Raw genomic sequence first — 23,051 nt, forward strand, 5'->3', positions numbered from 1 at the left:
ATTTGAATGAGGCCAGACATGAGCAAAAACATTATATTTTGTGCTGACGGAACCTGGAACGGCCCAGGAAATGACGATAATGGCGATAGCATTCCTGACCGGACTAATGTTCTGCGGCTATTTTCAGAACTTGACGGTACAGCAGATGCACCGGACATGTTTCTGCGCGATGAGCAAGAAAAGGTCGCCACCACAAAATCAGGGGTGGTTTACCAGGTCAGCAAATATCTGCATGGTGTCGGCGACTCTAATAATTGGCTAGAAAAAATTATGGGCGGTGTATTTGGTGCGGGAATGGTGGAGCGTATTGTGCGCGGTTATACCTTCATCAGCAGAAATTACGCTAAAGGGGACAAGATCTATCTGGTTGGATTTAGTCGTGGTGCGTATACGGTGCGAGCGCTGGCTGGAATGATTGGTAAATGTGGCCTGCTCGATGCGACACAATACGACCTGAGTAATGATAAAGAGGAGGCGTATCGACTAGGCACCGCCGTATGGAGAAGCTATCGGGAACATTCTAATGTCGATGGTGATTTACTGGATAAGATCATCCGTGATGCGCCATACTTTCTTCACGATAAAATCGACCCTAATAAGATGCTCTATTTTGTCCCTATTGAAGCCGTCGCGGTCTGGGAAACAGTAGGAGCATTAGGTATTCCCAAATACTGGAATGATGAGCGCGTGGATGTTTATCGTTTTACCGATACCAGCCTCGGTGAACACGTTAAATACGGCAGACAGGCGTTAGCCATTGATGAAATGCGACGGGATTTCACCCCGACCTATTGGGATCAAAGGAAAGATATTATACAGGTACTCTTCCCCGGCATTCATGCTGATGTCGGCGGCGGTTATAGTAGCGTTAATAATGGTAATGGCTTATCTAATGGCGCATATTTATGGATGCGGGATGAACTGGTTAATCTGGGTGTAAAACTGCAAGCCGATAACTGGGTAGCTGACTTCTGTGGGCAAATCCATTGTGAATGGTACAAGATTAAATATTCGCTGAGTGTGCGCAAGTTTAAAAGACCGGCATCTGCTGATTTGGCCATCCATCACTCAGCCATTTCCCGAGTTAACTACCCTAACCCATTACCCGTTCAGGACAGTAAAGGCCAATGGGGCATGCAAATTTATCGCCCGGCATCGCTGGTGTCATTTTTTGATAGCCAATGGAAACCGGGCGTCGATATTTTCATTGTATAAACGGAAATGAAACAGAATTAAGATAAATCTTACTCACTTACCAACAAGACTTCACATCCCTTTATTACAGTGCGAAGCTACGCGCAGTTCACATATAAAAATAGGGATGTAAGGAAAATGAAAAAGTTAGCGATTGCGATTGTAGCGGCAGTGGCGTTATCGGGTTGTGCACAGCAGACATTTACCATAAACAAAGATATTGCTGAGAAACCACAGCAAACCACGACGCATCACTTCTTTGTCAGCGGAATTGGCCAAGCCAAAACGGTTGATGCTGCGGCAGTATGTGGTGGTGCTGATAAAGTGGTACGAACTGAAGTTCAACAGACCTTCGTCAATGGTTTCCTGGGCTTTATTACCTTTGGTATTTATACCCCACGCGAAGCTCGCGTGTACTGCTCTAAATAAGCCAGATTGCCGGTGTCATTCACCGGCATTTAATTTATTACTTTCAACATATTAATAATTACCCTTCCGAATGATACCACCAGATAATTGTCAGACTTTCTTGAAAAGACGATTCCCACTGATTTGGGCATTCAAAATAGCCAGTGCCATCCTGGTGATACTGTCGCTGGTCTGGTTAATGTTGCTCATTAATGCCTTCGATGTACCAGCTCATCTGCTCGCTTTCCTTGATAAAATTACAGCGACTGGCTGAGTTTCCCAAATGCTGAGATAACGCTAACCGTGCTTCACAGGGTGTTTTTTACTGCAATTCGTGCTGACATTCGTCGCCGCAATCCGTACCATACACGCCATGTAGCTAGCCATGCCCCTGTGGCGCCCCTTTTAGCGTTAGAGTGCCAATTAAATGCAAGACAAACAAGACGTTACCAAGAAAGAGCAATACAACCTCAACAAATTACAAAAACGCCTGCGTCGTAACGTGGGTGAAGCGATCGCTGATTACAATATGATTGAAGAAGGCGACCGCATTATGGTCTGCCTGTCTGGCGGCAAAGATAGCTACACCATGCTGGAAATTCTGCGCAATTTGCAGCAGAGCGCGCCAATCAACTTCAGCCTGGTTGCGGTTAACCTTGATCAGAAACAACCGGGGTTCCCTGAGCATATTCTGCCGCAGTATCTGGAAAGCATCGGCGTTGAATACAAAATCGTCGAAGAAAACACCTACAGCATTGTGAAAGATAAGATCCCAGAGGGCAAAACCACCTGTTCTCTGTGCTCTCGTTTACGCCGCGGCATTCTTTATCGCACTGCCACTGAGTTGGGCGCGACGAAAATTGCGCTGGGACATCACCGCGACGACATCCTTCAGACGTTGTTCCTGAATATGTTCTATGGCGGCAAGATGAAAGGCATGCCACCAAAATTGATGAGTGATGACGGCAAGCATATTGTGATTCGTCCACTGGCTTACTGTCGCGAAAAGGACATTGAGCGCTTTGCTACCGCGCGTGAATATCCAATTATTCCATGCAACTTGTGTGGCTCTCAGCCAAATCTGCAACGCCAGGTGATAGGCGATATGCTACGTGACTGGGATAAACGCTATCCTGGCCGTATCGAAACCATGTTCAGCGCGATGCAAAATGTGGTGCCTTCGCACATGTGTGACACCGAATTGTTTGATTTTGCTGGTATCACGCACGGTGCAGAAGTTGTTGATGGCGGCGATTTGGCCTTTGACCGCGAAGAGCTGCCAATGCAACCTGTGGGCTGGCAGCCAGAAGAAGATGACAACGAAGCACCTTTGCAACGCCTCGATATTCTCGAAATCAAGTAATCCTCTCATCCCTCTCTCGCCTGAGAGAGGGAATCTTCTACCTGAACGGCGGTGGATCAATAATCGGTTTTGGGTCGGGATCTAACGGTTCAGGGAGAGGTTGCGGCTTGGGAATGTGCTCTGGCACGGGAGCAGGATCTGTCGGAATGGAATCTCTGATATACGCGCTCATAATTTCCTCCACTTTTGTCTCCCTTTAAGCATATACCCAAAATAATTCGAGTTGCAGGCAAACGTAGCCAACGCACATACAGCTTGAAGTATGGCGGCTAGAATCGCAGACAAAAAAAAGCCGACTTATAGTCGGCCCGTACGAATCAATTGTGCTATGCAGTAATTCTAAAAAAGGAAGTAAGACAATATGGAGCGCAACGCCCATCGCTTGACGTTGCATTCACCTGCGAGAGAGATATTGCCTTGAACCGACGTTCCATATATTGACCTCGCTCAATTATCGCCGCCTTTTATAGTCTGGCAGATGTAAAAAATGTTAAATTTTACAGCCATTTACTACGATGTAACCACCAGGCAACACCGCCTATAAGAACCACCAACATGATACAGAACATACTGAAACCAAAATGCCAGCCGCCGCCTGGGATACCGCCTAAATTCACCCCAAATAATCCGGTCAAAAATGTGCTGGGCAAAAAGACCATCGCCATCAATGACATGGTATAGGTGCGTCGCCCCATCGCTTCTTGCATAACCTGCGCGATTTCATCGGTCATAACCGCGGTTCGTGCGATACACGCATCAATTTCATCCAGCCCGCGCCCTAACCTGTCAGAAATATCCTGCATACGACGGCGATGATCGTCGGTCATCCACGGTAAACGTTCGCTGGAGAGCCTGGCGTAAACATCACGTTGAGGGGCCATATAACGGCGCATCACAATCAATTGTTTACGCAGTAACGCAAGATAACCACGAGGCGGAATTTGCTGATCCAACAGGTTATCTTCAAGGTCGATGATTTTATCGTGCAGCTGTTCGATAAATTCGCTGGCATGATCGGTCAGCGCATCGCAAACATCCACCAGCCACGAACCACTGTCGACGGGACCTGCGCCTTCTTTAAGATCGTTGACCACATCATCCAGAGCCAGCACCTGGCGCTGGCGGGTTGAGACAATCAGCCGCTCATCAATATACAAACGCATGGCGACAAGTTGGTCTGGTCGTTCATCCGTGCTGCCGTTTATGCAGCGCAAAGTAATGAGCGTACCCTCTCCTATGCGTGACACACGCGGGCGTAAACTTTCCCCCGCCAACGCATCACGAGCATAATTTGGCAGCACGGGCGTTGTCGCAAGCCAGTTGGCACTGTCTCTATGGGTATAATTCAGATGCAACCAACCAGGATGCTCAGCATCAATGGTGTCGTTATCCTCGATGGTATCGACACCGCCTTTGCCATCTAATTGCCAGGCAAATACGGCATCCGGCACAATCAACTGATGTCCCTTAATGGTTTCCACTGCATTTCTCCACGTGTGACCACAATACTATTGTCAGTCTAGCCGTCTTCTTTTGCTATGTAACTCGGAAAAACAGGCAAACACGCTGAATTTTCAGGATAAAAAATGTTACATTTATGTTGGCTTTTTAAATACAGTCATGCCAAATCGGCATACGGAGAATGATTTGCAAGAAAGACGTAAGGCTACCCCTGACTTAGACTTTCGCCTTAAGAGCATGCGACAGCGAGCGATAACGGTGAGCGGGCGATGGTTTCTATGGATTAACCTATTGTTCTGCCTGTTTATTTTAGGCCGTCATTATTTTACGCCAGTACAATCAATCGCCCAAATTACGCATTTATTCCCGGAACTCGAAACGGTCATGGGGTTGGTTCTCGCCTTGTCATCGTCAGGCATTTTTATTTTGCGTATGGCGCATGACCAATATGCGGAATGGCTGAGCCAATTCCTGCACGGCACGCTGCTTTGCATCAGCGCATTATGGGTCGGCTGTTTTTACATACTCCTGGCCAGCGGCGATTCGCGCATTGTTTTTCCCTTTGCGGCGTTACTGATTTTCACCGCTCTGATTTCGCTCTATTTTGATGGTCGAGTATTGCTAAGTTTCACCCTGCCAATTTGGCTGGTTATTCTGGTATGCAATTTTGTCTACCCATCCGATCTGACGGTGCTAAATGCCGTACTCTACGTGCTGCTGGCATGCCTTTTTGAGTCCGGACGCAGGATTTTACGTGGATGGTTCGTGCTGGCTATTCGTCGCGAACAAGAAAACAGAGTGCTGATTAAGCAGTTGCAGAGTCTGGCGAATCACGACCCTCTTACCGGCCTCGCCAACCGCCGCTCTTTCCATTTATTGTTGGATAAGGCGATACAGCGTCACCTGCAGTGCAATACATCGGTGTCGTTGATTATGCTGGATGTCGACTACTTCAAAAAATACAACGACCATTACGGCCATCAGGCGGGTGATGAATGTCTGAGGAGTATTGCAAAATGTCTGGAGGGAGCCACCCGTTCGACACAGGACGTGGCGGCGCGTTTTGGCGGGGAAGAGTTTATCATGTTGCTGCCTGATGCCACCGAGCAGCAAGCAGTTGACGTCGCAAAACGAATTCAGCAAAACATACACATGTTGGGGATACTCCATGCGGAGTCACCGGTCGCACCTTACGTGACCATAAGCCAGGGCATCACGAGTTTGACGCCTGCAACCACCGCGACACGCTTTATTGCAGAAGCTGATGCCGCGTTGTATGCGGCCAAAGAAACGGGCCGCAACCAGTGGCAAATTTTTCAAACTGACAAATGAGATAAAAATGAAAATTGGTGTTCTGTTTCCTATCGCGATAATTGTTGCTGCGATCGTGTTCATCACCTGGTTTATTGTTGGCGGCTACGCCACTTCCGCCTCCTGATACACGTTTCGCAAAAGCTTATCCGCCCCGTCAGTCTGGCGGATAAGCTTAGCGTCATTCACCATTAATTCTATCAGTGCGCCACAATGTACATGGTACGACTGTAAGCAACATCCTCAGGGTTATTAATTGGGTACCCTTTCAGCCATGGTTTGATTAAGCGACCATTCGTGTATTGATAAATCGGAGCAATCGGCGCTTGTTCCTGAATGATTCTCTCAGCCTGGTTGTAATCTTTATTACGCGCAGCATCCGTTGTTTCCTGGCTTGCCTGCTGCATAAGTTTGTCGTATTCCGGCGAGTTGAAGCGCGAAATATTACCGCTGTGAGTAGACGTTAGCAGTGACAGGAAGGTAGACGGCTCGTTGTAATCACCGACCCAGGATGCGCGAATCACATCAAAATTACCGGTGTTACGGCTGTCGATATAGGTTTTCCACTCCTGGTTTTGCAGTTTCACATCGACGCCCAGATTCTTCTTCCACATCGAAGCCACTGCAATAGCAATCTTTTGATGGTTTTCCGAAGTGTTATACAGCAGCGTCAGATTAAGCGGTTTGTTGGGGCCATAGCCCGCCGCCCGCAGCAATGTTTTCGCCTGAGCGTTGGCCTCTTCCTGGCTCATTTGCTCAAATGGAGAAGGTTCTGGTTTAAAGCCTGCGGTAACATCAGGGGTAAAGCGCCACGCCGGTTTTTCACCGGTGCCCAATACTTTATCAGCCATAATATGACGGTCTATGGTCATACTGAGTGCCAGACGCACGCGCGCATCAGCGGTTGGGCCTTTCTGGGTATTAAACGCGTAATAATACGTTCCTAATTGCGGCGGCGTATAAACCTGGCCTGGAATATCTTTGAGCAGTTTTTGGTAGAGCGTTTTTGGGAAAGACTCGGTGATATCGATATCCCCCGCCAGGTAGCGTTTTGTCGCTGACGACTCCTGATTAATTGGGACAAATGTGACCTGGGTTATCACCGTCTTGCTGTTATCCCAGTAATTCTTATTTTGCACCGCGACCAGTTTTTCATTCACCACACGATCTTTTAGCGTATACGCACCATTCCCCACCAGATTGCCCGGTTTGGTCCAGTCGTTACCGAATTTCTCCACCACCGCTTTAGGTACTGGATAGAACGAGAAGTTGGCGGTCAGATTAGGGAAATACGGCACCGGTTTATCTAATTGAATGCGCAATGTTTTGGCATCGACTGCCGTCACGCCCAATTTATCTGCAGGCATTTTTCCATCAATGATAGCTTGCGCATTATTGATGCCAGCGAGTGCGGCAAACCAGGCAAATGGGGATGTATTTTTCGGATCAACTAAACGCTGCCAGCTATAGACGAAATCTTGTGCCGTGACCGGCGTTCCATCTGACCAGTGAGCGTCATCGCGCAAGGTAAATGTCCAGGTGCGGTTATCATTACTTTGCCATTTGGTCGCAACACCGGGTTCCAGTTGCCCCTTTTCATTTTGGTTAACCAACCCTTCAAACAGATCGCGAATAACCTGAATTTCAGGTAAACCCACGGCTTTTACCGGGTCCAGAGAGGCTGGCTCATCTTTGATATGGCGCACTAGGCTCTGGTCAGACGCAAGCTTTGTACCTGCAGGAACATCTGCCGCCCAGGAGGTGGAAAAAAGGCTGGCGGTGGCTATCGCGCAGCAAGTAGTCAAAAAACGCTTTTTCATTGTTTACCCTTATGAATAATTTTGTTTGGGATAGCACTACGCTTGCACCAGGGATAGACAAACAATGTAGCGCAATCAACTGTTTTGCCAATAACAAAAATAAATTACGTGATGAAAATCCCTTCTGAGCACTGTTTTTGTCGATCGCTTAGCCACAGCACGGTTATCTGTTTGAGAAGTTTCACAACAGGGCTGACATAAGTTTGTTTCAGATGAGTTTTTTTTAAATCACTGCTATTACTATCAACAATAAAAATCAAAGCACTTTAAGGAACATTATGTCAGGCCACCGTCCTCGCTCACAACGCGGCCATTTGCCACACGGCTCCGAACGTTATGGGAAATCTGTGTTTGGCGCACCATTGATTTGGTTCCCGGCAACACCGGGTGAACAACGCAGCGGGTTAATTATTGCGGGAACGCATGGCGATGAAAATGCTGCGATGGTCACTCTGTCATGCGCGTTACGCACGCTCGAGCCGGAACACCGCCACCACCATGTGGTTCTTGCCGTGAATCCAGACGGCTGCCAGCTTGGTTTACGCGCCAACGCCAACGGGGTTGATTTAAATCGTAACTTCCCTGCTGCGAACTGGAAATCGGGAGAAACGGTTTATCGTTGGAACAGCAGCGCGGATAAACGTGATGTGGTGTTGTCCACCGGAAACAAACCGGGGTCTGAGCCGGAAACTGCCGCCCTTTGCCAGTTGATTCATACCTTGCAACCTGCCTGGGTTGTCTCCTTCCACGATCCTTTAGGATGCATAGAAGATCCAGATAACTCCCCGTTGGGCGCATGGCTTGCCAAAGAGTTTGAGTTGCCGCTGGTCACAAGCGTAGGATACGAGACGCCGGGTTCGTTTGGCAGTTGGTGTGCAGATTTAGATCTGCCGTGCATTACCGCAGAATTCCCGCCCATCTCAGCTGACGAAGCGAGTGAGCGGTATCTGCATGCCATGATGGGGCTTTTACACTGGCAAAAGTAAAGCCGTAACGGACTAATTACGGATAGAGTTTGCCGGTTTCGAAGTGCAACCCTGGGGTGACATCCACCGCCAGCCACGTTGGCCCATCGAGATCGGCAAAACGCACTTTAGCTGCCAGCGGCAACGCGGCAGCTATTGCCCGCGAGGTACATAACATGCAGCCTAACATCACATCAAAACCTTGCTCACGAGCAGCCTGAGTGAGTGCCAGCGCCTCCGTTAACCCTCCGGTTTTATCCAGTTTCACATTGACCATCTCATAGCGCCCTTTCAGCTCCGCCAGGCTTTCGCGAGTGTGGCAGCTTTCATCAGCGCAGATAGGCAATGGATGGATAAAGTTCGTCAGTGCGCTGTCTTGCCCCGCAGGTAAGGGTTGCTCAAGCATCGCCACATTAAGATCGGCCAACAATTGGCAACGCGCAGCCAACCCGTCACTGTGCCAGGCTTCGTTGGCATCCACAATCAGCACCGCTTCGGGTACTGCGGCACGGATAGCAACCATACGCTCGGTGATTAATCGGTCATCAATTTTGACCTTCAGCAAACGCGCGCCTTTATCCCACAATATTTTAGCCGCCGCCGCCATTTGCTCTGGTTCAGCAATGCTCACAGTCTGCGCAGTCGTGATTAATTCTGGAAGCTCAACACCTGCGGCATACGCAAGGGTACGTTGACTTCGCCGTGCTTCGAGATCCCACAAAGCGCTGTCGACTGCATTTCGCGCCGCACCGGCCGGAAGCAGTTCTTGTAATTGTTCACGTGTTAACGTCTTTTCGAGCTGCGGAATAATGGCGGTAATTTGTGCCAGTACCGAAACCGCGCTTTCTCCGTAGCGTGGATACGGCGTGCACTCGCCGACTGCTTTAATCCCATCTTCTTCAAGCTCCACGACCACCACGACGGCTTCGCTGCGGGTGCCGCGAGAAATCACAAATGGCGTGTGAAGAGGCCATGCTTCTTGATAAACCTTAACTGTTCTCATTAGTTTTCCAGTGCGCCAGGACTTTCGCTGAGTATAGCCAGAGAACACTTTCACTTGCAGTATCAGTTTTTTATATTCAGACGATGAATACTGACATACACTGTTCGCGGCGTTAATTATATGTAAACAGGAAAATCAAACATGTCACAAATCGTTCATTTCCAGGGCAACCCTGTAGCGGTTGCAGGTCAGATCCCACAAGTTGGCAACAAAGCTGAAGCTTTTTCTCTGGTAGCAAAAGATCTCTCTGATGTTGCACTGAGCCAGTTTGATGGAAAACGTAAAGTACTGAACATTTTCCCAAGCATCGATACCGGCGTGTGTGCCGCTTCCGTGCGCAAATTCAACCAACTGGCGACTGAGATGGATAACACCGTTGTTCTGTGTGTTTCTGCCGATCTGCCATTTGCACAGTCTCGCTTCTGCGGCGCTGAAGGCCTGAGCAACGTGATTACGCTGTCTACACTGCGTAACCCGGAATTCCAGCAGGCTTATGGCGTGGGTATTGCTGAAGGCGCTCTGAAAGGCCTGACTGCACGTGCAGTCGTCGTTCTGAATGAGAAAAATGAAGTGGTATTCAGCCAGTTAGTGAATGAAATCACTAACGAGCCGGATTATGCCGCAGCACTGGAAGCCCTTCAGGCTTAAGTGTGAATGCCCCCGAGAACCGGGGGCATTGTTATTACTCTTCCGTTTTTCTTTGGCTCAATCCATATTCACGCAATTTATTAGCAATCGCGGTATGCGAAACGCCAAGACGTTTAGCAAGCTTACGCGTACTTGGATAGGTGCGATAAAGCTGCGTCAGCACTGAACGTTCAAAGCGGCTGGTAATATCATCCAGCGATCCTTCCATCGCCTCTTCCCCAACCACCAAACTCGCTGTATCAAAATCAGGGAGCAGAATGTCTTGTGGGCGAAGCTCGTAACCTTCTAATTGCGTTAGTGCGCGATAAATCGCATTTTTTAACTGACGCACATTACCTGGCCAACCGTAACGCGTGAGCACGTTGCTCAAGTCGTTAGCCAGTTTTGGACGCGGCACCCCTTGCTCATCGGCAAATCGCGCAACAAACAGTTCAGTCAGCGGCATGATATCTTGCGGCCTGTCACGCAGCGGTGGCAGATTCAGCGTCAGAACGTTCAGACGATAATAGAGGTCTTCGCGGAACTCCCCTTTTTGCACCATCTCGATCAAGTTCTTTTGCGTGGCGCAGATCACCCGCACATCAACATGCACTTCATGCTCTTCTCCCACTCGACGGAATGTTCCATCGTTGAGGAAACGCAGCAATTTAGTCTGCATGCGGGGCGACATTTCACCGATTTCATCCAGCAGAACAGAACCACCGTTCGCCTGTTCAAAGAAGCCTTTTTTACCTTCGACGGCATTAGCATAAGCGCCTGGTGCATGGCCAAACAGCTCGCTTTCAACCACATCATCCGGCATCGAACCGCAATTCAGTGCCAGGTAAGGTTTTTGTGCTCGTGGGCTACCCAGATGGCAGGCATGTGCCAGCAGATCTTTACCCGTACCGGTATCACCCACAATCAGCAGCGGTGCGTTAAGCATTGCCAGTTTATGCGCCTGATCGACGACATGGCGCATTTTTGGGCTGAAGGCGACAATCTGACTGAATGCCCCCACATCGGTATTAGAAAGATTTTGCAGTTGGCGGCCCATACGCACCGTGGAACGCAGCATCACCACCGCACCGACAAGCGAAGTACCTTCGTTTTCGTTATCTAAATGAACCGGCGTGATTTCCATCAGGAAATTTTGCCCGTTGATAACCACATGTTCGGTATGCGACTCCACCGGCGCGCTTTCAAGCCAACGCATAAAGTTAAAACCGTTCACCAGGCTTGCTGCGTTATGGTTACGCAACTTATCTTCGTTTTGCCCAAACAGTGCGCAACTTGCCGGGTTCGCCATCTCCACTTTGCTTTTCATATCCAGCGACAAAACCGGCTCTGGCAGCGCTTCCAGCAAGGCGCTCAGGGCGCGGTGCTCGCGCTCTGACGGCATCCACGGCACCGTGCGCACGTCTCTCACGCCAGGAATTCGACGGATTTCAGCCATCAGGCTGCTAAATGAGTCGAAATCCAGAGTGGAAAAATTGAGGTAGATGATCCCAATGGGATCAATTTCGATACCTCGCAAATCGATACTACGCAGCACTAGTAAATCAAGTAATTCTCGAGTCAGACCAAGGCGGTCCTGGCAAAAGACTTCCAGACGCATGGAGATGTCCTTCAATTGCATTAAGCGGAGTCATTGAGTGCGCCAATAATACTCCAGACGTATATGATGTGTCAGGAAAAGTTGACAGATAAATGCAGGGTTTGCGAGATTTGTGTTACAGGATGTCGCAGCCCCAATTTACCCTATGAAAAACTACTGTTTCGGGATTAGTGCAGCGACATCCACTAATTTACTTAGATTGTGCGGATGATTTACTCATCGTTTCTTTGAGTTGTACCAGCAACTGTTTACGGAAGTCCCCCAGCCGGGGTTTATCACCGTCAATCCATGGTAACGGACGGCACAGCTCCATCGCTTTGATCCCCAAACGCGCCGTCAGTAGTCCAGCACCAATCCCCTGTGCGGCTCGTGTGGAAAGTCGCGCCGCGAGATCCTGGCCAATCCAGTCCATCCCAACTTCGCGCACCAGCTCACTGGCCCCCGCAAAAGCGATATTCAATAACACCAGACGGAACAAGCGGATGCGGCTGAAATAACCCAGTTCGATGCCGTACAGCGTGGCAATACGGTTAATTAATCGCAAATTACGCCAGGCGATAAAGGCCATATCCACCAGCGCCAGCGGGCTAACCGCGATCATTAAGGTCGATTCAGCTGCCGAACGGCTAATTTCCCGCCGCGCCTGGTTATCGAGAACGGGTTGCACCAAACGGGCGTACAACTCAACCACTTCGCGATCATTTTGCGTTTCATGAATCGCCGCGTACCAGCGTTGTAATGCAGGATGCCCATGATCAAGCCCAGCCTGACGCGCCAGTTTTTCACAAAATGCCCGCCCTTTTCCCATGCCATGGCTATGCATCAAATCACGTGCTTCATCACGTTCATCTGCTCGCTGGCGCAAGCGCCATAAACGACGCCATTCAGTTGCTACCGAACCGACACCCGCGGCGATGATCAACCCTCCAGCAATCCCCCCGCCGAGCGCTATCCAGTCCTGCGTAACAAAAGCGTTGTGCGTCCACTGAATCCCTTGCGCTACCACGCTGACGCCGAACAGTCCAAGTCCCACCTGAACCATGCGCCGCCACAGGCTGCGTTTTGGGTGTAGTGCGGCTTCAATAACCGCTTCGGCCTGTCCTTCGTCTTCCACTTCGTCCAGCGAGTTTAAGGCTGGAATAAATTTTTCCGCTTCAGGTTCGCTAAAAGCATGTGCGGCTTTAAAACTCGGTTCTTTTTCCACATCCAGTGGTTGCGCGAAATCGACACGCGGTTTTAATGGTTCGTTCATCGCAATTTATCCCCAATTAAAAACTCCAGTGCCGCGTCCATCCGAATGTGTGGCATCGGCCGGTCAACATCCATGGCTTGTGGGCGGAACTGTTCAAACTGAAAACCCTGTTTTTCCCAGAATGCGCTACCCGGTAAACGTGCCGGAACGTCGCCTGGATAAACAGTCAACGGCTCACCATCGCTCAACCGATTACCGCGTAGCGCCGGAATTTGTTCCCCTTTCACATCGACCAAACCACTTTGTGTTGCCTGCACTGACGCAAGTCCCATACAGTCCATGTCGATACCTTCAAAGGCTGCATTTTGCCAGGCGTCCTGTACCAGTTGCTGAAGCAGCGCCACCATATTGGCGTGTTGATCAACGGTGACGTGGTCGGCTTTAGTGGCCGCGAATAATAATTTGTCGATGACAGGCGAAAACAGACGACGGAACAGCGTGCGCTGTCCGTAATGGAAACTTTGCATCAATTGTGTCAGTGCAAGACGCATATCGTTAAACGCCTGCGGGCCGCTGTTGAGCGGTTGCAAACAATCCACCAGCACAATTTGCCGGTCAAAACGCAGGAAGTGATTTTTATAAAATCCTTTCACTACTTTTTCACAGTAGTAATCAAATCGCGTGCGCAGCATGCCAATATTGGTGGTTTTGTCAGCCTGAGCGAGTTTAGATTCACCAACATCGTCCACATCCGGCCACGGGAAGAATTGCAGCGCCGGTGCGCCCGCCATATCGCCGGGTAAGACAAAACGACCCGGTTGGATAAAGTGCAACCCTTCACGCTTACAGCGCAGCAGGTATTCCGTCCACGCTTCTGAAATCTCGGCAAGTCGGTTCTCATCGGCTGGCGCCAGTGGGTCCAGCCCTTCGCATAACTTACGCCAAACCGCTGACCATTCACCGCGGTCGCCCGTTAGCAGGCTGGTCATCTGGCGCGACCATGACAGGTAATTTTGCGCCAGCATCGGTAAGTCCAACAACCATTCGCCTGGATAGTCGACTATCTCCAGATACAACGTTGAGGTGTCTTTAAAATGGCGTAGCAGCGAGTCGTTTGAGCGATAGCGGAGTGCCAGGCGCATTTCACTGACGCCACGGGTTGGCGTCGGCCAGCTCGGCGGTGAGCCATAAAGCTGCGCCAGGCCTTCATCATAAGTAAAACGCTGAATGCCTAAATCCCGCTGCGGCACGCGTTTTACGCCGAGTAAGCGTTCTTCTCGCACCGCGTTTAGCAGTGGTAAACGCGCACCGTTATGCACGCTTAATAATTGATTCACCATCGAGGTGATAAATGCCGTCTTGCCGCTACGGCTTAAACCGGTAACGGCAAGGCGTAAATGTCTGTCCACACCCCGGTTCATCAGGGCATTAAATTCATTTTTGATTCTTTTCATATGCATCCTGGTTGCGATCGTCGCCCTCAACTGAGGAGAATCTTCATTGATTGTAATAAATATGGGTTGTTAATGCCGAATCAATGACAAATGAATGGGAAATCAAAAACGTGGAGAAAAGCTTACTTTGCAACGCGCGCCGACATTTTACGTAAAACACGGGCAAGTAGTGGTTCGAGTGTCAGCGCCAGCAGCATTTTCAGCGGACGACGCGCAACGGACTTAACCGCCCATCCCGCGACACCTGCCGGACCGTAACGCAGGGCCGTCAGCAACACTAATTTGCCGACAATTTTCAGGCCGGGTTTGGCTTTCTGCGCCGTGGTGCGAAATGTTGCCATGGGATTGAGTCTCCGAGTGTTGAAATGGTGCTGTGATCTTGCCTGGTCGCCCTCACCCCGGCCCTCTCCCCCAGGAGAGGGAGAAAAATGTACATCCCCTCACCTTCAAGGGAGAAAAATGTACGTCCTCTCACCTTCAAGGGAGAAATCCGGTCTATTCCCTCTCCTTCAAGGAGAGGGTTAGGGTGAGGATGGTTTACAACTGACGAAAACGGCTACGTAACGTGAAAGTATCAGAGGTTATATAGCGCTCCATAGAACGCAAACGTTGTTCACCCGCCGCTAATTGGGCATCGACTTCGTCGAGTAAATCACGGCTAGTCGGTTGCGGCTTTACCTGGTCTGCACCCGCAGGCATAGGATCAAGAATGAAAGTCAGGGCGATGTAGGCCACGATGACAAAAAAGAACAGGCCAAAAATCATCGCTAAAAAAGTAATCAGGCGTACCAGTTTCACCGGAACATCAAGGTATTGTGCGATACCGGCACACACCCCTTTCACCATCCCTTTTTCTGGGATACGCCATAATTTACGACCGGAAAATGAATTAACCATTATTTGTCTCTCCAGTTCGGATGTTCTGCATCCAGGATCTGCTCCAGCGCCTGAATACGTTCACGCATACGACGAGCATCGTCAGTCAGTTGTGCCAATCGTTGTTGTTCGCCCTGAGAAAGATTCCCGCCGTTTTCAGCGCGGTTGTTGTAATGCAACCACAGCCAGATGGGGGCGACAAACAACACAAAAATCGTTAACGGGATGGCAATAAAAAGCGCGCTCATGTGTACTCCTTTTACAAGTCAGGCGAACTGCGGCATACGCCGCAGTTGCTAAAAATTAACCACGATCCTGATTGTTCATTTTAGCTTTCAGCGCAGCCAGTTGTTCGCTGATTTCATCGTCTGCTTTAAGTTCAGCAAACTGCGAATCGAGGCTCTTTTGTTTGCCAAAACTGTGGCTTTCCGCTTCAGATTCCATCTGATCGATACGGCGCTCGAAGGATTCAAAACGTGCCATCGCTTCGTCGATTTTTCCGCTGTCTAACTGGCGGCGAACATCACGGGAAGAAGATGCCGCCTGATGACGCAGCGTCAATGCTTGCTGGCGCGCGCGGGTTTCGCTGAGTTTATTCTCAAGCTCGCCAATCTCTTTTTTCATACGCGCCAGGGTTTCATCAACATGTACCACTTCATCTTCCAGGGTGGCGATCATGTCGGTCATTTTTTGTTTTTCGATTAACGCTGCACGAGCCAAATCTTCTTTATCTTTACGCAGCGCCAACTCCGCTTTTTCCTGCCATTCAGCTTGCTGTGCGGTCGCTTGTTCTACACGACGGGAAAGCTGTTTCTTTTCAGCCAACGCACGTGCTGAGGTTGAACGTACTTCAACCAACGTGTCTTCCATTTCCTGAATCATCAGGCGCACCAGCTTCTGCGGGTCTTCTGCTTTCTCAAGCAGTGAGTTGATGTTGGCATTCACGATGTCGGCAAAACGAGAAAAAATACCCATAATTCAATCCTCTTTAGTCATTATTTCAGGTGCCTGGCACCTTGCTCAAAACAGTTTCACGAATTACACACTGCAATGGGCATGCCAACTTTTTATTTCATTGATTTTAAAGAAAATGATTAAATTTGACTCATCATTCATAACGGTTATAGTGGTTAAATTCACTAACTATTGGTTAATTTAATCATGGCAGATAGCAAAGATAACCTGATTGGCGAGGCAAACAGTTTTCTTGAGGTTCTGGAACAAGTCTCGCGGCTGGCCCCCCTTGAAAAGCCCGTGTTAGTGATTGGTGAGCGCGGTACCGGTAAGGAGTTGATTGCTAACCGCCTTCACTTCCTGTCGCGCCGTTGGCAAGGGCCGTTTATTTCACTTAACTGCGCAGCTCTGAATGATAATTTGCTGGATTCCGAGCTGTTTGGGCATGAAGCAGGTGCCTTTACTGGTGCGCAAAAACGTCATCCGGGACGTTTTGAACGTGCCGATGGAGGTACGCTGTTTCTGGATGAACTGGCAACCGCGCCAATGATGGTGCAGGAAAAGCTACTACGCGTGGTGGAATATGGCGAACTGGAGCGTGTCGGCGGGAGTCAGCCGTTACAGGTGAATGTGCGTCTGGTTTGCGCAACCAACGCTGATCTGCCAAAACTTGCAGAGGAAGGCAAGTTCCGCGCCGATTTACTCGACAGACTGGCATTTGATGTCGTCAAACTCCCACCATTACGCGAGCGCCAGCCCGACATCATGTTAATGGCCGAGCATTTTGCGATTCAGATGTGCCGCGAGCTACAACTGCCCCTGTTCCCCGGATTTACTGAGCAAGCGCAATTAACGCTGCTTAATTACCGCTGGCCTGGCAACATTCGTGAGCTGAAAAACGTGGTGGAACGTTCAGTTTATCGCCATGGCACAAGCGATGAGCCCGTTGACGACGTCATTCTTGACCCGTTTGCACGGCAACCCGCCCCGTCCGCGCAGAATGATAAAAACCCACTGATTTTACCGATGGATTTGCGTGCCTGGCAAAATGAACAAGAGAAAATGCTGGTGGAACAAAGCCTCAAAGAGGCGAGATTTAATCAGCGTAAGGCCGCTGATTTGCTCGGACTGACTTACCATCAACTGCGTGCTTTGCTCAAAAAACACCAGATTATGCAATCTGAATCCTGATAAAAATGAGCCAGCGTACGAATGGCTGGCCAACTCAGCTTTTGTTTTCGTGGAGCGTTACGCCGTTTTATTCACCAAACGATGCGGCTTGAAGTGGCTCACTGAAGGCCGTAAACGCTGTAAAAAACAGCATTCCCCTGCCTTTTTTGCAGGCATTGTTTATAAAAAAAGCAAAATAGCCTGACATATTTTGGGAAGCCCTCAAGAGTACGATACACTTTGGCTATCACCCGTGAAAACTCAAAAACTTATGCGCGCAATTGTATCTTCCCTGTTACTGGCAGTTAGCTGCCTGAGTGGCGTAGCTTTTGCTGCTCCCCCAGCGGTAACACCTGTCCAAAAGCCAGCAGATATCCGTAACAGCGGATTTGTTTATTGTGTCAGCGGTCAGGTCAACACCTTTAATCCGCAGATGGCGAGCGGCGGGTTGACTGTGGACACCCTTGCCGCACAGTTGTATGACCGGTTATTAGATGTTGATCCTTATACTTACCGCCTTGTACCTGAGTTGGCCGAAAGCTGGGAAGTGCTGGATAACGGCGCAACCTACCGTTTCCATCTACGCCCTAATGTTCAATTCCAGACGACACCATGGTTTAAACCGACTCGTGCACTTAATGCTGATGATGTGGTGTTCAGTTTCCAGCGTGTATTTAACCGCAACCACCCCTGGCACAGCGTAAACGGCGGCAATTACCCTTATTTTGACAGCCTTCAGTTCCCGGACTCCGTAAAAAGCATCCGTAAACTGGACAGCAATACCGTTGAGTTCCGTCTTGAAAAACCAGATGCGTCGTTCCTGTGGCACATGGCAACGCATTACGCATCCGTTATGTCTGCGGAATACGCCGCGCAACTGGCTAAGTCCGATCGAAAAGAGATGATGGACCGCGAACCGGTTGGCACCGGCCCGTTCCAGATTAGCGAATATCGTTCCGGGCAGTATATTCGCCTCGCGCGTCACCCTAAATTCTGGCGCGGCGTGCCGTTAATGCCGCAAGTGGTGTTGGATTTGGGCTCGGGCGGTACGGGACGCTTGTCGAAACTTATCACCGGCGAATGCGATGTACTCGCCTATCCTGCCGCCAGCCAGCTGACGATTTTGCGTGATGATCCGCGTTTGCGTCTTACGTTGCGTCCGGGGATGAATATTGCTTATCTGGCGTTCAATACCAATAAAGCGCCATTAAATAATCCTGAAGTTCGCCATGCGCTGGCACTGGCGATTAATAACCAGCGCCTGATGCAGTCGATTTACTACGGTACCGCTGAAACTGCCGCGTCTATTTTGCCTCGCGCATCATGGGCCTATGACAGCGACTCCAAAATCACCGAATACAATCCCGCCAAAGCCCGTCAGCAATTAAAAGCGCTGGGGATCAATAATCTGGAGTTGCGCTTGTGGGTGCCAACCAGCTCGCAGGCGTGGAACCCAAGTCCGTTGAAAACGGCAGAGCTTATTCAGGCGGATATGGCCCAAATTGGCGTGAAAGTGATTATTGTGCCGGTCGAAGGTCGCTTCCAGGAAGCTCGTTTGATGGATATGAACCACGACCTTACCCTCGCGGGCTGGGCCACTGACAGTAACGATCCGGATAGCTTCTTTCGCCCGATGCTAAGTTGCGCAGCGATTCGTTCGCAGACCAACTATGCTCGCTGGTGTAATCCTGAATTTGATGAAGTGCTGCAAAAAGCGTTGTCTTCTCAACAACTGGCGTCGCGTATTGAGGCTTATCGGGAAGCGCAGGATATTCTGGCAGAGCAGTTACCGGTGCTGCCTCTGGCATCATCGCTGCGCCTGCAAGCCTATCGCTACGACATTAAAGGGCTGGTGCTGAGTCCGTTTGGTAACGCATCGTTTGCGGGTGTTTTCCGTGAAAATGTTGAGGTGAAAAAACCATGATCATCTATACCTTGCGCCGCCTGCTGTTGCTGCTGGTGACGTTGTTTTTTCTGACCTTTATTGGCTTTAGCCTCAACTACTTCACGCCGCACGCACCATTGCAAGGAGCGTCGCTGTGGAACGCGTGGGTGTTCTGGTTTGAAAGTATCCTGCACTGGGATTTCGGCGTATCAAGTATTAATGGTCAGTCGATTAACGAACAGTTGAGTATCGTGTTCCCAGCTACCATGGAACTCTGTTTTCTGGCATTTGGCCTGGCACTGCTCATCGGTATTCCTGTGGGGATGCTGGCCGGGATCATGCATAACAAATGGCAGGATAAGCTTATCAGTGCTCTGGCGCTGGTCGGTTTTTCGATTCCGGTATTTTGGTTTGCGCTGCTACTGACGATGTTTTTCTCACTGACGTTAGGCTGGCTACCCGTTTCAGGCCGTTTCGATTTACTCTATGAAGTGAAGTCGGTCACTGGCTTTGCGCTGGTTGACGCCTGGCTATCTGACTCGCCGTATCGTGACGAAATGATCATCAGCGCCATACGCCATATGATTTTACCGGTCGCCACCCTTGCCGTCGCCCCGACCACTGAAGTGATTCGTTTAATGCGCCTCAGCACCATTGACGTGTTTGACCAAAACTATATTAAAGCGGCGGCGACACGCGGTTTATCGCGACTGACCATTTTGCATCGCCACGTGCTTCACAATGCGCTGCCTCCGGTGATCCCGCGTCTGGGGTTACAGTTTTCAACGATGTTAACGCTGGCGATGATCACCGAAGTGGTGTTCAGCTGGCCGGGGCTTGGACGATGGCTTATCAACGCCATTCGTCAACAAGACTACACGGCCATTTCTGCTGGCGTGATGGTCATTGGTTCATTGGTAATCATCGTGAACGTTATCTCCGATATTTTGGGGGCTATGGCTAACCCACTGACACATAAGGAATGGTATGCCTTACGATAGCGTCTATCGCGAGAAGCGCCCGCCGAGTACGCTGCGACTGACCTGGCGAAAATTTTACGGCGACACCACGGCGATGATTGGCCTGTATGGTTGCGGCGCGCTGGTACTGTTGTGCGTGTTTGGCAGCGTTTTCGCCCCTTATGGGATCGACCAGCAATTCCTGGGTTATCAGTTGTTACCACCGTCCTGGTCACGCTATGGCGATGTGTCGTTCTTCCTCGGTACGGATGACCTTGGGCGCGATGTATTAAGCCGCTTGTTAAGTGGTGCGGCGCCGACCGTCGGTGGCGCGTTTGTTGTGACGCTGGCCGCTGCCGTATTCGGGATCATTCTGGGTGTCATTGCAGGCTCCACACATGGCCTGCGCTCTGCGGTTCTGAACCACATTCTGGATACGTTGTTATCGATTCCTACCCTTCTGCTGGCCATCATCGTCGTGGCGTTTGTTGGCCCGCATTTGGTTCACGCCATGTTTGCCGTGTGGCTGGCGCTGCTGCCGCGAATGGTGCGTTCGGTCTATAGTGCCGTGCATGACGAACTGGAAAAAGATTACGTCGTTGCCGCTCGTCTGGACGGCGCTTCAACGCTCAATATTCTGTGGTTTGCGGTCATGCCAAATACCGCCTCAATCCTGATTACCGAAATCACCCGCGCACTCTCCATGGCCATTCTGGATATTGCTGCGTTAGGTTTTCTCGATTTAGGGGCCCAGCTTCCATCGCCAGAATGGGGCGCGATGTTGGGTGATGCACTGGAGTTGATTTATGTGGCGCCCTGGACCGTGATGTTGCCCGGAGTTGCTATAATGATCAGTGTGTTACTGGTCAACCTGCTGGGCGATGGATTACGCCGCGCAATCAATGCGGGGGTGCAATAATGCCATTACTTGATATCCGAAATCTCACCATCGAATTTATGACTTCCGAGGGGTGGGTCAAGGCCGTTGACCGTGTCAGTATGACCCTGAATGAAGGGGAAATCCGCGGTTTGGTGGGTGAGTCCGGCTCCGGCAAAAGCCTGATTGCAAAAGCGATTTGCGGCGTCACGAAAGACAACTGGCGCGTCACCGCGGACCGTATGCGTTTTGATGACATCGACTTGTTACGCCTGAGCGGACGAGAGCGCCGACGTCTGGTTGGACATAACGTTTCGATGATCTTCCAGGAACCACAATCCTGTTTAGACCCTTCCGAGCGCGTGGGTCGCCAGTTGATGCAAAACATCCCCGGCTGGACGTTTAAAGGCCGTTGGTGGAAACGTTTTGGCTGGCGTAAACGCCGAGCCATCGAACTGTTACACCGCGTCGGAATTAAAGACCATAAAGATGCAATGCGCAGTTATCCCTACGAACTGACAGACGGTGAGTGTCAGAAGGTGATGATCGCTATTGCGCTGGCAAACCAGCCACGTTTGTTGATTGCCGATGAGCCGACAAACGCCATGGAACCGACGACGCAATTGCAGATTTTCAAATTGCTGACGCGCCTGAATCAGTACAACAACACGACAATTTTGCTGATAAGCCACGACTTGCAAATGCTGAGCCAGTGGGCGGATAGAATTAACGTGATGTACTGCGGACAAACGGTGGAAAGTGCGCCCAGTGAAGAACTGATTACCACCCCGCATCACCCGTATACTCAGGCGCTTATCCGTGCCATTCCCGACTTTGGTCGTTCAATGCCGCATAAAAGCCGCTTGAATACGATGCCTGGTGCTATCCCGTTACTGGAACATCTGCCGATGGGCTGTCGACTCGGGCCTCGTTGCCCTTATGCGCAACGTGAATGCATCGAAACACCTCGCCTGACCGGGGCTAAAACACATCTTTATGCCTGCCACTTCCCGCTGAATATGGAGAGTCAGTAATGGTCGAAACGCTACTCGAAGTCCGTAACTTAAGTAAAACGTTTCGTTACCGCACGGGCCTGTTCCGTCGTCAGCACGTCGACGCAGTAAAACCGTTGAGTTTCACCTTACGTGAAAAACAAACGCTGGCGATTATTGGCGAAAACGGCTCAGGCAAATCCACGCTGGCTAAAATGCTCGCGGGCATGGTGGAGCCGACGACGGGAGAAGTGGTCATTAACGACCATTTGCTGCATTACGGTGACTACACCTACCGAAGCCAGCATATTCGTATGATTTTCCAGGATCCCAGCACTTCGCTGAATCCCCGCCAGCGCATTTCACAGATCCTCGATTTCCCGCTGCGTCTGAACACCAACCTGGAGCCGGAAGCGCGCCAGAAGCAGATTATCGAGACGCTAAGAATGGTGGGGTTACTTCCGGACCATGCCAGTTATTATCCGCACATGCTTGCTCCTGGGCAAAAGCAGCGTTTGGGGTTGGCCCGGGCATTAATACTGCGTCCGAAAGTCATTATTGCCGATGAAGCGCTCGCCTCGCTCGATATGTCGATGCGTTCGCAGTTGATTAATCTGATGTTAGAACTTCAGGAAAAACAGGGCATAGCCTACATCTACGTGACGCAGCACATCGGCATGATGAAACACATCAGCGACCAGGTGATGGTGTTGCATCAGGGCGAAGTGGTGGAACGAGGAAGTACTGCTGATGTTCTCGCCTCCCCGCTCCACGATTTGACCAAACGCCTGATTGCCAGCCACTTTGGCGAGGCACTGACGGCAGATGCGTGGCGCAAAGACCGGTAACGATTAATTCCAGGTGACGCTTCGCTCACCCGGCATACGCCAGACGGTTTGCAGGGAGGATAAAACTATCCTCC

General features: G+C 50.3%; 23 protein-coding genes. 13 read left to right on the forward strand and 10 right to left on the reverse strand.

The window, feature by feature from the left end:
- Positions 1-18: 18 nt before the first annotated feature.
- From BSPA111_RS00875 to ttcA, 3 genes are all read left to right on the forward strand, one after another.
- Positions 19-1,215, forward strand: coding sequence for a DUF2235 domain-containing protein (locus tag BSPA111_RS00875; RefSeq protein WP_183269338.1), 1,197 nt, complete (start codon positions 19-21; stop codon positions 1,213-1,215).
- Between the two features lie 117 nt (positions 1,216-1,332).
- A complete protein-coding gene (locus BSPA111_RS00880) occupies positions 1,333-1,623 on the forward strand; it encodes a Bor family protein (RefSeq protein ID WP_183269339.1) in 291 nt (96 codons plus the stop codon).
- A 406-nt stretch (positions 1,624-2,029) separates the two neighbouring features.
- Positions 2,030-2,965, forward strand: a complete 936-nt coding sequence (gene ttcA / locus BSPA111_RS00885) for a tRNA 2-thiocytidine(32) synthetase TtcA (RefSeq protein ID WP_183269340.1) — start codon at positions 2,030-2,032, stop codon at positions 2,963-2,965.
- A 497-nt stretch (positions 2,966-3,462) separates the two neighbouring features.
- Here ttcA and zntB read toward each other — a convergent pair whose 3' ends face one another.
- Positions 3,463-4,446 (reverse strand): zinc transporter ZntB, encoded by a 984-nt coding sequence (zntB, locus tag BSPA111_RS00890; RefSeq protein WP_183269341.1) that lies wholly within the window; start codon positions 4,444-4,446, stop codon positions 3,463-3,465.
- 217 nt (positions 4,447-4,663) lie between these two features.
- Here zntB and BSPA111_RS00895 point away from each other — a divergent pair, with 217 nt between their 5' ends.
- On the forward strand, positions 4,664-5,758 hold the full coding sequence (locus BSPA111_RS00895) for a GGDEF domain-containing protein (RefSeq protein ID WP_255459237.1): 1,095 nt from the start codon (positions 4,664-4,666) through the stop codon (positions 5,756-5,758).
- 7 nt (positions 5,759-5,765) lie between these two features.
- Positions 5,766-5,864, forward strand: a complete 99-nt coding sequence (locus tag BSPA111_RS00900) for a YoaK family small membrane protein (protein WP_034455468.1) — start codon at positions 5,766-5,768, stop codon at positions 5,862-5,864.
- 73 nt (positions 5,865-5,937) lie between these two features.
- On the opposite strand, the gene BSPA111_RS00905 is transcribed toward BSPA111_RS00900, so the two are convergent.
- Positions 5,938-7,557, reverse strand: a complete 1,620-nt coding sequence (locus BSPA111_RS00905) for an ABC transporter substrate-binding protein (protein WP_183269343.1) — start codon at positions 7,555-7,557, stop codon at positions 5,938-5,940.
- A 278-nt stretch (positions 7,558-7,835) separates the two neighbouring features.
- Between BSPA111_RS00905 and mpaA the strand changes: the two genes are divergently transcribed.
- Positions 7,836-8,543 carry a murein tripeptide amidase MpaA gene (mpaA, locus tag BSPA111_RS00910; RefSeq protein WP_183269344.1) on the forward strand — a complete coding sequence of 236 codons (708 nt, stop codon included), beginning with the start codon at positions 7,836-7,838 and terminating at the stop codon, positions 8,541-8,543.
- Positions 8,544-8,559: 16 nt separating this feature from the next.
- Here mpaA and ycjG read toward each other — a convergent pair whose 3' ends face one another.
- Complete coding sequence (gene ycjG / locus BSPA111_RS00915; RefSeq protein ID WP_183269345.1) at positions 8,560-9,525, reverse strand: L-Ala-D/L-Glu epimerase; 966 nt, start codon at positions 9,523-9,525, stop codon at positions 8,560-8,562.
- Positions 9,526-9,666: 141 nt separating this feature from the next.
- Here ycjG and tpx point away from each other — a divergent pair, with 141 nt between their 5' ends.
- Complete coding sequence (tpx, locus tag BSPA111_RS00920) at positions 9,667-10,173, forward strand: thiol peroxidase (protein WP_183269346.1); 507 nt, start codon at positions 9,667-9,669, stop codon at positions 10,171-10,173.
- A gap of 34 nt (positions 10,174-10,207) precedes the next feature.
- On the opposite strand, the gene tyrR is transcribed toward tpx, so the two are convergent.
- From tyrR to pspA, 7 genes are all read right to left on the reverse strand, one after another.
- Positions 10,208-11,770, reverse strand: coding sequence for a transcriptional regulator TyrR (tyrR, locus tag BSPA111_RS00925; RefSeq protein ID WP_183269347.1), 1,563 nt, complete (start codon positions 11,768-11,770; stop codon positions 10,208-10,210).
- 190 nt (positions 11,771-11,960) lie between these two features.
- Positions 11,961-13,022: a YcjF family protein gene (locus BSPA111_RS00930; protein ID WP_183269348.1), complete on the reverse strand. Its 1,062-nt coding sequence runs from the start codon at positions 13,020-13,022 to the stop codon at positions 11,961-11,963.
- Complete coding sequence (locus BSPA111_RS00935) at positions 13,019-14,416, reverse strand: YcjX family protein (protein ID WP_183269349.1); 1,398 nt, start codon at positions 14,414-14,416, stop codon at positions 13,019-13,021. The genes BSPA111_RS00930 and BSPA111_RS00935 overlap by 4 nt, the downstream gene beginning before the upstream one ends.
- A 122-nt stretch (positions 14,417-14,538) precedes the next feature.
- Positions 14,539-14,757 carry a phage shock protein PspD gene (gene pspD / locus BSPA111_RS00940; protein WP_183269350.1) on the reverse strand — a complete coding sequence of 73 codons (219 nt, stop codon included), beginning with the start codon at positions 14,755-14,757 and terminating at the stop codon, positions 14,539-14,541.
- A gap of 196 nt (positions 14,758-14,953) precedes the next feature.
- Positions 14,954-15,313 carry an envelope stress response membrane protein PspC gene (gene pspC / locus BSPA111_RS00945; RefSeq protein WP_183269351.1) on the reverse strand — a complete coding sequence of 120 codons (360 nt, stop codon included), beginning with the start codon at positions 15,311-15,313 and terminating at the stop codon, positions 14,954-14,956.
- On the reverse strand, positions 15,313-15,540 hold the full coding sequence (gene pspB / locus BSPA111_RS00950) for an envelope stress response membrane protein PspB (RefSeq protein WP_183269352.1): 228 nt from the start codon (positions 15,538-15,540) through the stop codon (positions 15,313-15,315). Before pspB ends, pspC begins: the two co-directional genes overlap by 1 nt.
- Before the next feature lie 55 nt (positions 15,541-15,595).
- On the reverse strand, positions 15,596-16,267 hold the full coding sequence (gene pspA, locus BSPA111_RS00955) for a phage shock protein PspA (protein WP_139876487.1): 672 nt from the start codon (positions 16,265-16,267) through the stop codon (positions 15,596-15,598).
- Positions 16,268-16,438: 171 nt separating this feature from the next.
- Here pspA and pspF point away from each other — a divergent pair, with 171 nt between their 5' ends.
- The 6 genes from pspF to sapF all read left to right on the forward strand — a co-directional run bounded on the left by pspF (position 16,439) and on the right by sapF (position 22,977).
- A complete protein-coding gene (gene pspF, locus BSPA111_RS00960) occupies positions 16,439-17,437 on the forward strand; it encodes a phage shock protein operon transcriptional activator (RefSeq protein WP_183269353.1) in 999 nt (332 codons plus the stop codon).
- Positions 17,438-17,687: 250 nt separating this feature from the next.
- Entirely contained in the window at positions 17,688-19,340 is a 1,653-nt protein-coding gene (sapA, locus tag BSPA111_RS00965; RefSeq protein WP_183269354.1) for an ABC transporter substrate-binding protein SapA, read from the forward strand.
- Positions 19,337-20,302, forward strand: a complete 966-nt coding sequence (sapB, locus tag BSPA111_RS00970) for a putrescine export ABC transporter permease SapB (protein WP_183269355.1) — start codon at positions 19,337-19,339, stop codon at positions 20,300-20,302. The genes sapA and sapB overlap by 4 nt, the downstream gene beginning before the upstream one ends.
- Complete coding sequence (gene sapC, locus BSPA111_RS00975) at positions 20,289-21,179, forward strand: putrescine export ABC transporter permease SapC (RefSeq protein WP_183269356.1); 891 nt, start codon at positions 20,289-20,291, stop codon at positions 21,177-21,179. The genes sapB and sapC overlap by 14 nt, the downstream gene beginning before the upstream one ends.
- Entirely contained in the window at positions 21,179-22,171 is a 993-nt protein-coding gene (gene sapD, locus BSPA111_RS00980; RefSeq protein ID WP_183269357.1) for a putrescine export ABC transporter ATP-binding protein SapD, read from the forward strand. The genes sapC and sapD overlap by 1 nt, the downstream gene beginning before the upstream one ends.
- Positions 22,171-22,977, forward strand: a complete 807-nt coding sequence (sapF, locus tag BSPA111_RS00985) for a putrescine export ABC transporter ATP-binding protein SapF (RefSeq protein ID WP_183269358.1) — start codon at positions 22,171-22,173, stop codon at positions 22,975-22,977. The genes sapD and sapF overlap by 1 nt, the downstream gene beginning before the upstream one ends.
- Positions 22,978-23,051: the final 74 nt, after the last annotated feature.

The organism is Buttiauxella sp. A111, from assembly GCF_014189855.1.
Taxonomy (GTDB): Bacteria; Pseudomonadota; Gammaproteobacteria; order Enterobacterales; family Enterobacteriaceae; genus Buttiauxella; species Buttiauxella selenatireducens.

Bases quoted from the DNA above. Each gene is read 5' to 3' on its own strand.
- BSPA111_RS00875 (WP_183269338.1), top strand. From the start codon at position 19: ATGAGCAAAAACATTATATTTTGTGCTGACGGAACCTGGAACGGCCCA.
- BSPA111_RS00880 (WP_183269339.1), top strand. From the start codon at position 1,333: ATGAAAAAGTTAGCGATTGCGATTGTAGCGGCAGTGGCGTTATCGGGT.
- ttcA (WP_183269340.1), top strand. From the start codon at position 2,030: ATGCAAGACAAACAAGACGTTACCAAGAAAGAGCAATACAACCTCAAC.
- BSPA111_RS00895 (WP_255459237.1), top strand. From the start codon at position 4,664: ATGCGACAGCGAGCGATAACGGTGAGCGGGCGATGGTTTCTATGGATT.
- BSPA111_RS00900 (WP_034455468.1), top strand. From the start codon at position 5,766: ATGAAAATTGGTGTTCTGTTTCCTATCGCGATAATTGTTGCTGCGATC.
- BSPA111_RS00905 (WP_183269343.1), bottom strand. From the start codon at position 7,557: ATGAAAAAGCGTTTTTTGACTACTTGCTGCGCGATAGCCACCGCCAGC.
- mpaA (WP_183269344.1), top strand. From the start codon at position 7,836: ATGTCAGGCCACCGTCCTCGCTCACAACGCGGCCATTTGCCACACGGC.
- ycjG (WP_183269345.1), bottom strand. From the start codon at position 9,525: ATGAGAACAGTTAAGGTTTATCAAGAAGCATGGCCTCTTCACACGCCA.
- tpx (WP_183269346.1), top strand. From the start codon at position 9,667: ATGTCACAAATCGTTCATTTCCAGGGCAACCCTGTAGCGGTTGCAGGT.
- tyrR (WP_183269347.1), bottom strand. From the start codon at position 11,770: ATGCGTCTGGAAGTCTTTTGCCAGGACCGCCTTGGTCTGACTCGAGAA.
- BSPA111_RS00930 (WP_183269348.1), bottom strand. From the start codon at position 13,022: ATGAACGAACCATTAAAACCGCGTGTCGATTTCGCGCAACCACTGGAT.
- BSPA111_RS00935 (WP_183269349.1), bottom strand. From the start codon at position 14,416: ATGAAAAGAATCAAAAATGAATTTAATGCCCTGATGAACCGGGGTGTG.
- pspD (WP_183269350.1), bottom strand. From the start codon at position 14,757: ATGGCAACATTTCGCACCACGGCGCAGAAAGCCAAACCCGGCCTGAAA.
- pspC (WP_183269351.1), bottom strand. From the start codon at position 15,313: ATGGTTAATTCATTTTCCGGTCGTAAATTATGGCGTATCCCAGAAAAA.
- pspB (WP_183269352.1), bottom strand. From the start codon at position 15,540: ATGAGCGCGCTTTTTATTGCCATCCCGTTAACGATTTTTGTGTTGTTT.
- pspA (WP_139876487.1), bottom strand. From the start codon at position 16,267: ATGGGTATTTTTTCTCGTTTTGCCGACATCGTGAATGCCAACATCAAC.
- sapA (WP_183269354.1), top strand. From the start codon at position 17,688: ATGCGCGCAATTGTATCTTCCCTGTTACTGGCAGTTAGCTGCCTGAGT.
- sapB (WP_183269355.1), top strand. From the start codon at position 19,337: ATGATCATCTATACCTTGCGCCGCCTGCTGTTGCTGCTGGTGACGTTG.
- sapC (WP_183269356.1), top strand. From the start codon at position 20,289: ATGCCTTACGATAGCGTCTATCGCGAGAAGCGCCCGCCGAGTACGCTG.
- sapD (WP_183269357.1), top strand. From the start codon at position 21,179: ATGCCATTACTTGATATCCGAAATCTCACCATCGAATTTATGACTTCC.
- sapF (WP_183269358.1), top strand. From the start codon at position 22,171: ATGGTCGAAACGCTACTCGAAGTCCGTAACTTAAGTAAAACGTTTCGT.